The sequence below is a fragment of the Micromonospora sp. M51 genome (assembly GCF_018070305.1).
In the GTDB taxonomy this organism is placed as follows: Bacteria; Actinomycetota; Actinomycetes; order Mycobacteriales; family Micromonosporaceae; genus Micromonospora; species Micromonospora parva.
In genome coordinates this window covers 1-867 of sequence record NZ_JAGPXZ010001307.1, presented here as the reverse complement: position 1 = coordinate 867, position 867 = coordinate 1, and the positions used below count along the sequence as shown (strand labels likewise).

Genomic DNA, 867 nt, shown 5'->3' with positions numbered 1-867 from the left:
GGCTGCGCCTTCCCGGGCTGTGACCGCCCGCCCCGCTGGTGCGACGCCCACCACATCCGCCATTGGGCCGACGGCGGCAGCACCAGCCTGGCCAACTCCGTACTGCTCTGTGCCCACCATCACCGACATCTCCATCATGGCGACTGGACGGTTCGGCTCGGCGGCGACGGTCACCCGGAGTTCGTCCCGCCGGCCTGGCTCGACCCGGACCGACTCCCTCGCCGCAACCAGTACCACCGGCGGACGTGACCTCCCCAAGGCGGCCAGCTCCGCTCAGGACGGCCGGGAAGGACAGCGCGGGAAGGACTGCCGGCACCGATCACCGAACACAGGTGACGGCTGTGGTCAAGGCGAGGCGAAACGAATCTTTGTGCTGAGCCCACCCGAGATTGACCTGGGCACGGGCTGTGACGGGCACCGCACCGCGCGGGGCATCGATGAGCAGGCGGCGACCCTAGGGTCGGTGGATGGGCACCACGGCGGAGGTTCGCGGCCGCTGGCGATCACTGTTGCCGCTGCCGCCGCCTGGTCGGCTGCGCACCCTGTCGTTGGCCACTATGGCCAACACGGTCGGCACCGGGCTGTGGGTGACCGGCGCGGCGCTCTATTTCACCCGTTCGGTGGGGCTGACACCGACCGAAGTGGGGCTGGGGCTCACTATCGCGGGTCTGGTCGGGCTGACCGCGAGCGTGCCGCTCGGTGGGCTCGCCGACCGGCGTGATCCCCGGGCGCTACGCGCGGTGCTGCAACTGGCCCAGGCCGTTGTCGCCGCCGCGTACCTGCTGGTCGGCTCGTTCCCGGTTTTCCTGCTGGTGGCCACTCTGGACGCGTTGCTGGTCTCCGGCAACCTGGCGGTCCGCGCCGCGC

Annotated in this window: 1 protein-coding gene and 1 pseudogene; both read left to right on the top strand. The window is 71.0% G+C overall.

What is annotated here, in order from left to right; genetic code table 11:
* Positions 1–249 (top strand): HNH endonuclease signature motif containing protein (locus KBX53_RS34470; protein ID WP_210863977.1); only part of this gene is annotated, 249 nt, incomplete at its 5' end.
* Positions 250–467: 218 nt separating this feature from the next.
* Positions 468–867, top strand: a pseudogene (locus KBX53_RS34465) (MFS transporter); the annotation flags it as partial.